At 67.9% G+C, this 6,639-nt stretch carries 6 protein-coding genes and 1 pseudogene; 5 read left to right on the top strand and 2 right to left on the bottom strand.

Annotation, left to right across the window (positions count from 1 at the left end; all coding sequences use genetic code 11):
- The 4 genes and pseudogenes from YU1_RS0106305 to YU1_RS28235 all read left to right on the top strand — a co-directional run.
- Positions 1-208 (top strand): IS5/IS1182 family transposase (locus YU1_RS0106305; protein WP_029003346.1); only part of this gene is annotated, 208 nt, incomplete at its 5' end.
- A gap of 16 nt (positions 209-224) precedes the next feature.
- Positions 225-791 (top strand): annotated as a pseudogene (locus YU1_RS28240) (ABC transporter permease); the annotation flags it as partial.
- The gene (locus tag YU1_RS0106295) at positions 788-1,759 is read left to right on the top strand and encodes an ABC transporter ATP-binding protein (RefSeq protein WP_029003344.1); all 972 of its coding nucleotides are present in this window, start codon (positions 788-790) and stop codon (positions 1,757-1,759) included. The pseudogene YU1_RS28240 and the gene YU1_RS0106295, both read left to right, overlap by 4 nt.
- The gene (locus YU1_RS28235) at positions 1,756-2,805 is read left to right on the top strand and encodes an ABC transporter ATP-binding protein (protein WP_035714056.1); all 1,050 of its coding nucleotides are present in this window, start codon (positions 1,756-1,758) and stop codon (positions 2,803-2,805) included. Before YU1_RS0106295 ends, YU1_RS28235 begins: the two co-directional genes overlap by 4 nt.
- Positions 2,806-2,821: 16 nt before the next feature.
- On the opposite strand, the gene YU1_RS0106285 is transcribed toward YU1_RS28235, so the two are convergent.
- Both YU1_RS0106285 and YU1_RS0106280 read right to left on the bottom strand, forming a co-directional pair.
- A complete protein-coding gene (locus YU1_RS0106285; RefSeq protein ID WP_029003343.1) occupies positions 2,822-3,445 on the bottom strand; it encodes a glutathione S-transferase family protein in 624 nt (207 codons plus the stop codon).
- Between the two features lie 39 nt (positions 3,446-3,484).
- A complete protein-coding gene (locus YU1_RS0106280; RefSeq protein WP_029003342.1) occupies positions 3,485-5,107 on the bottom strand; it encodes an ABC-F family ATP-binding cassette domain-containing protein in 1,623 nt (540 codons plus the stop codon).
- Between the two features lie 454 nt (positions 5,108-5,561).
- Here YU1_RS0106280 and YU1_RS0106275 point away from each other — a divergent pair, with 454 nt between their 5' ends.
- Positions 5,562-6,404 carry a quinoprotein relay system zinc metallohydrolase 2 gene (locus tag YU1_RS0106275; protein ID WP_245263240.1) on the top strand — a complete coding sequence of 281 codons (843 nt, stop codon included), beginning with the start codon at positions 5,562-5,564 and terminating at the stop codon, positions 6,402-6,404.
- Positions 6,405-6,639 lie beyond the last annotated feature (235 nt).

The raw sequence follows: 6,639 nt of genomic DNA, 5'->3' as shown, positions 1-6,639 counted from the left end.
AAGGAACGCGCAGGCGGTCATCCCGTCCAATCCATCCCGCGCCAGGAAGCATAGCCTCGACAGGCACCTCTACGCTCAGCGCCACCTGATCGAATGCTGCTTCTCCAAGCTCAAGCAGTTCAGGCGTGTCGCGACCCGCTTCGAGAAGACCGCGCGAAACTACCTCGCCATCGTCACAATCGCTGCCATCGTCCTGTGGATCAGGTAACTGTCCACACCACCTAGTCCTGGGCGCCGGTGTCGGCACCACGGCGGCCTATGTGGGCGGCCGGACGGAGGCCTTCATCATGCGCCTCATCGATCTTCAATTGTCCTTCCCGGCCATCTTGCTCGCCTTCGTGCTGGCGGCGCTGCTCGGCCAGGGCAAGAGCCAGCTCGTGGTGGCGCTGGTGGCCGCGCAATATGCCTATTTCGCCCGCACCGCCCACGGCGCGGCATCCGCCGAGGGGCACAAGGACTATGTGGAAGCGGCCTTCTCCACGCCGCTGCCCGCCTGGCGGGTGGTGCTGCGCCATATCCTGCCCAATGCGCTGCCGCCGCTCATCGTGGTGGCCACGGTGCAGATTGCCAGCGCCATCTCGCTGGAGGCCACGCTGTCCTTCCTCGGCGTCGGCCTGCCGCCCACCGAGCCCTCGCTGGGCATGCTGATCGCCAACGGCTTCCCCTACATGCTGTCGGGCCGCTACTGGATCTCCATCTATCCGGGCGTCGCGCTCATCGTGCTGATCTTCTCGGTCAACCTCGTCGGCGACCAGATCCGCGACCAGTTGAACCCGAGGCTGAAGCGATGACCACGCCGCTGCTGGAGGTGATCGATCTCTCCACCCATTTTGCCACCCGCGAGGGGGTGGTGAAGGCGGTCAACGGCGTATCCTTCTCCGTCGGGCGCGGAGAGATCCTCGGCCTCGTGGGCGAATCCGGCTCGGGCAAGAGCGTCACCGGCTTCTCGCTGATCGGGCTGATCGACCCGCCCGGCCGCATCGCCGGCGGAACGGTGAAACTGGAGGGCCGCGACCTCATCGGCATGGCGCCTGCCGCGCTGCGGGCGATCCGCGGCAAGCGCATCTCCATGGTGTTCCAGGATCCGAGCATGACGCTCAATCCAGTACTCACCGTCGGCGATCAGATGCGGCTGGCCCTGCGCGCGCACCAGCGCCTCTCCGGCCCGGAGGCGCAGCGACGGCTGATCGACGTGCTGAGCCGGGTGGGCATTCCCGATCCGGCACGGCGCCTCGAGGCCTATCCGCATCAATTCTCCGGCGGTATGCGCCAGCGCATCGCCATCGCCATCGCGCTCCTGCACGGCCCGGAGCTGGTGATCGCCGACGAGCCCACCACCGCCCTCGACGTGTCGATCCAGGCGCAGATCCTCACCGAGATGAAGTCGCTGGCGCGCGAGACAGGCACCGCGCTCATCTGGATCAGCCATGATCTGGCGACCATCTCCTCCATGGCCGACCGGATCGCCGTCATGTATGCCGGGCGCATCGTGGAGAGCGGGCCGACGGCGCAGGTGCTGCGCGATCCCCGCCATCCCTATACGCGCGGCCTTCTGGAATCCCTGCCCGCCACCGCCACGGCCGGCACCGAGCTGAGGTCCATCCCCGGCACCACGCCCTCTCTGCTGCGGCTGCCGCCCGGCTGTCCGTTCGCGCCGCGCTGCCCCGGCGCGCAGGCGCTCTGCGCGGCCGAGCCGCCGGAAACCGCTGTCGGCGCCCGCGCCTATCGCTGCCATTTCCCACTGGGGGCCGCCGCATGAGCCGCCCCGCCGCCAGCCCGCCGCACGACGAGGCCCCGTTCGTCAGCGCCACCGGCGTCAGCCGGCGCTTCGCGCCCAGCCTGCCCCTGGGCGACCGCATCGTCGCGGCCCTGGGCGGCACGATGGAGCGGCGGACGGTCCATGCGGTGGACGGCATCGACCTCGCGCTGCGCAAGGGCGAGGCGCTCGGCCTCGTGGGGGAATCGGGCTGCGGAAAGACCACGCTCGGGCGCATGCTGGCCGGCATCCTGCCGCCCAGCGACGGACGCATCGCCATCGCCGGCCAAGCGGTGATGACCGGCGGCGCCCACCCGCGCAAGACCACCACGCGCGTGCAGATGGTGTTCCAGGACCCCTTCGCCTCGCTCGACCCGCGCATGCGCATCGGCGACACGCTGATGGAAGGCCCCGTGCACCACCGTCTCGTCAGCCGTGCGAACGCGTTGTCCTATGTGCGCAACTGGCTGGAGCAGGTGGGGCTCGACCCCGACTATGCAGGCCGCTACCCGCACCAGTTCTCCGGCGGCCAGCGCCAGCGCGTCGCCATCGCCCGGGCGCTCGCCATGCAGCCGGACGTGCTGGTCTGCGACGAGCCGGTGGCCTCGCTCGACGTCTCCATCCAGGCGCAGATCCTCAACCTGTTCCTGAAGCTGCGGCGGGAACTCGACCTCACGCTGCTGTTCATCTCCCACGACCTCAGCGTGGTGCGCCACCTGTGCGACCGGGTGGCGATCATGTATCTCGGCCGCATCGTCGAGGAAGGCCCGGCGGCGGACGTCTATGCCGATCCGCGCCATCCCTACACCCAGGCGCTGCTCGACAGCGTGCCCAAGCTGGTGCTTGAGGATGGGGCGCAGGTGCATTTCAAGCCCATTCGCGGCGAACTGCCCTCCCCGCTCGCACCGCCGCCGGGCTGCCATTTCCACGGCCGCTGCCCCATCGCGGAGGACCGCTGCCGCGTGGAGCGACCGGCGCTGCGGCCGGTGGCTCCCGGCCGGGCGGCCGCGTGCCATTTCGCCCGGATCGACGGCGCACCGCCCGCCTGATGCGTGAAGGCGCGCCTCAGGGCAGCCCGTTCCTGCCGTGATGCAGGAAGGCCGGGCGCCCGGAGAGCCGCTCGTAATAGGCCTCCACCGCCGCCAGATGCGGCCGCGCCATGGGCGTCATGAACCAGCGGTTGGCAGAAAGGCCGAGCACGATGTCGGCCAGCGTGAAGTGCGGCCCGGCGGCATAGGCGCCGGACTTCGCCAGTTGCCCGTCGAGGATCGCCATGTGCCGGTTCCAGGCGCCGACGCTGTCGGCCACGGCAGCCGGATCGGCATGGGCCGGGCTCTGCCGAACCAGGGCCATGAAGGCATAACGCCAGGAAGCGTTGAGGTCGGTGGCTTGCCAGTCCATCCATTGCTCGACCCGCGAACGCCCCACCGGATCGGCCGGCAACAGATCGGCCCGCCCCTCGCGCGCGGCGAGATAGCGGCAGATGGTGTTGCTCTCCCACAGCACGTGCGCGCCGTCCCGGATGACCGGCACCAGCCCGTTGGGATTGAGCGCCAGGAACTCCGGCGCCTGCGTGGACCTGAAGCCCGAGCCCCACGCCTCATGCGCCACCGGCAGGTCAAGCTCCTCGCACAGCCAGAGCACCTTCCGGACATTGATGGACGACGCTTTGCCCAGCAGTGTGATCATGCGGTCGGTCTCCTGATGCCCGCGACGCGGTGCCATAGGTCAGCTGCGCAGGCCGGGGGCTTCCTGGCCGGTGCGCGCCACATATTCGGTATAGCCGCCGCCATATTGGTGGATGCCGTCCGGCGTCAGCTCCAGCACGCGATTGGACAGCGCGGCGAGGAAATGCCGGTCATGCGAGACGAACAGCATGGTGCCTTCATAGCTGGCGAGGGCGTTGATGAGCATTTCCTTGGTGCCCATGTCCAGATGGTTGGTGGGCTCGTCCAGCACCAGGAAGTTCGGCGGATCGTAGAGCATCAGCGCCATCACGAGGCGTGCTTTCTCGCCGCCGGACAGCACGCGGCACCTTTTCTCGACGTCGTCGCCGGAGAACCCAAAGCAGCCGGCCAGGGCGCGCAGCGAGCCCTGCCCGGCCTGGGGGAAGGCATCCTCCAGCGTCTCGAAGACGGTGCGCTCGCCATCGAGCACTTCCATGGCGTGCTGGGCGAAATAACCCATCTTCACGCTGCCGCCTACCGCGACCGTCCCGGCATCCGGCTGGGTCGAGCCCGCCACCAGCTTCAGCAGCGTGGACTTGCCTGCGCCGTTGACGCCCATGATGCACCAGCGCTCCTTGCGGCGGACGCTGAAGTCCAGCCCCTCGTAGATCGCGCGCGCGCCGTAGCTCTTGTGCACGTTCTTTAGGCTGACCACGTCCTCGCCGGAGCGGGGCGCCGGCTGGAATTCGAACGACACGCTCTCACGGCGGCGGGGCGGCTCGACGCGGTCGATCTTCTCCAGCTTCTTCACCCGGCTCTGCACCTGGGCCGCGTGGGAAGCGCGCGCCTTGAAGCGCTCGATGAACTGGATTTCCTTGGCCAGCATCGCCTGCTGACGCTCGAACTGGGCCTGCTGCTGCTTCTCGTTCTGCGCCCGCTGCTGGGCATAGAATTCGTAATCGCCGGAAAACGTGGTGAGCGAGCCGCCGTCGATCTCGATGATCTTGGTGACGATCCGGTTCATGAACGCGCGATCGTGCGAGGTCATCATCAAGGCGCCCTCGAAGCCCTTGAGGAAGGCCTCCAGCCAGATCAGGCTTTCCAGGTCCAGATGGTTGCTCGGCTCGTCCAGCAGCATGACATCGGGGCGCATGAGCAGGATGCGGGCCAGCGCGACGCGCATCTTCCAGCCGCCGGACAGCTTGCCCACGTCGCCGTCCATCATCTCCTGGCTGAAGCCGAGGCCCGCCAGCACTTCGCTCGCCCGGCCCTCCAGCGCATAGCCGCCCAGTTCCTCGAAACGCCCCTGGACCTCGCCGTAGCGCTCGACGATGGCCTCCATCTCGTCCATGCGGTCGGGATCGCCCATGGCGACCTCGAGCTCCCGGAGCTCGGCCGCGACCTCGCTGACGGGACCTGCGCCGTCCATCACCTCGGCCAGCGCGCTGCGGCCGGACATCTCGCCCACGTCCTGGTTGAAATAGCCGATGCTCACGCCACGATCGACGGAGACCTGCCCTTCGTCCGGCGGCTCCTGCCCGGTGATCATGCGGAACAGCGTCGTCTTGCCCGCCCCGTTGGGGCCAACGAGGCCGATCTTCTCGCCCTTCAGCAAGGCCGCCGAGGCCTCGATGAAGACGATTTGCTTGCCGTTCTGCTTGCTGATGCTGTCGAGACGAATCATACTTGTCACAGGGCCTGAAGGGAGCGTTGGGGCCGCACTTAAGCCATGTGGCGCGCCTGCGGAAGAGCCGGGGGGCGCGGAAATCGCCCCGGCATGCGCGCCACGCAAGGCCAGGCGAGTGTTCGGCAGGCCCCGGCCTGAGCAGCGGCCCGTCATCCGATGACGGCCACTCCGCGCGCCTGCGGCTGGCGTGACACCCCGCTAGCCGCCGCAAGCGGATCGGTGCACCATCGCTGCGGTCCCCCCGGCGCAGGCTGTCCGGTGGAGCGGCAGGATGGAGGGCGCCACGGGCTCAACCTCTCGCAGCGGCATACGGCGCCTCGCCCTCCTGATTTGGGCCGCCATCGCCTGCGGCCTGCTGGCGCCGGGCGGCTCCGTGCGCGCGGAAGACCCGCGCACGAATGACGTACGCACCGATGATGCACACGCACAGAATGCAATCCTTCCGACACCGGTGACCGAGGTGGCGGCGGGCGTGTTCGTCCACATGGCGCCCTACCAGCTCGCCACGCCGCGCAATCTCGGCTTCATCGGCAATGCGGGCTTCATCATCGGGCGGGATGCCGTGGCGGTCATCGACACGGGCGGCAGCCTGCGGGCCGGCGCGGGACTGCGGGCCGCCATCCGCCTGCGCACCAGCGTGCCGATCCGTTACGTCATCAATACCCATGTGCATCCCGACCACGTGCTCGGCAACGCCGCTTTTCTTGAGGACGGGACGGAGTTCGTCGGCCATGCCGCCTTGCCGGAGGCCCTCGCCGCGCGCCAGGTGGTTTATCTGGCCAAGGCCCGCGAACTGATGGGAGAGGAGGCGTTCGCCGGAACCCGCATTGTTCCGCCGACCCGCCTCGTTACCGACACGCTGACCCTAGATCTCGGTGACCGGCCCTTGCTGCTGGAGGCCTGGCCGCTCGCCCATAGCGGCACGGACCTGACGGTCATGGACGTCAACACCGGCACCTGGTTCCTGGGCGACCTGCTGTTTGCCGGCCATGTGCCCGCTCTTGACGGCAACGCGCTGAAATGGATCGCGCTGCTCGACCGGATGAAGCAGCGCGAAGCGACACGCGTCGTTCCGGGCCACGGACCTGCCGCCCTGTCCTGGCCGGAGGCCGCGCTCCCGACCGAGCGCTATCTCCGGCGCCTCGTTGCCGATGTGCGGCACCTGATCCAGCAAGGTCGCCCCATGACGGAGGCCGGCGGCTCCGCCGCGTCGGAGGCCGGGGAATGGTCCTTGTTTGACGAGTTCAACCCGCGCAATGCCGTCACCACATTCCACGATCTGGAGTGGGAGTAACATTTAACCGCATTTTTCTTATTGTGCGATGCGCGCATTGCAGGCGGTTTCTTGTGCACTGCGAATGTAGTTATGAGAACAGATGAAGCGGCATTTGCGTATTGCTTCGCCTGAAAACTTGGCTTATGTTTTTCACATCTTTGGCGTAGAGGTGTGCATGTATGGGAGGCAGCTGATCAGCCTGCGGGCGGGTGTGCTGCCTTTCGTGCAAGAACGCAAAGGCTGGCGAAGCGCG

The organism is Azorhizobium doebereinerae UFLA1-100 (assembly GCF_000473085.1).
Lineage (GTDB): Bacteria > Pseudomonadota > Alphaproteobacteria > Rhizobiales > Xanthobacteraceae > Azorhizobium > Azorhizobium doebereinerae.
The sequence above is the reverse complement of the archived record's forward strand: the minus strand, read 5'-3'. Positions and strand labels throughout refer to the sequence as shown.

What these genes read in the sequence shown, in the direction of transcription:
- YU1_RS0106295 (WP_029003344.1), top strand. Translation starts at nt 788, where the DNA reads ATGACCACGCCGCTGCTGGAGGTGATCGATCTCTCCACCCATTTTGCC.
- YU1_RS0106285 (WP_029003343.1), bottom strand. Translation starts at nt 3,445, where the DNA reads ATGATCACACTGCTGGGCAAAGCGTCGTCCATCAATGTCCGGAAGGTG.
- YU1_RS28235 (WP_035714056.1), top strand. Translation starts at nt 1,756, where the DNA reads ATGAGCCGCCCCGCCGCCAGCCCGCCGCACGACGAGGCCCCGTTCGTC.
- YU1_RS0106280 (WP_029003342.1), bottom strand. Translation starts at nt 5,107, where the DNA reads ATGATTCGTCTCGACAGCATCAGCAAGCAGAACGGCAAGCAAATCGTC.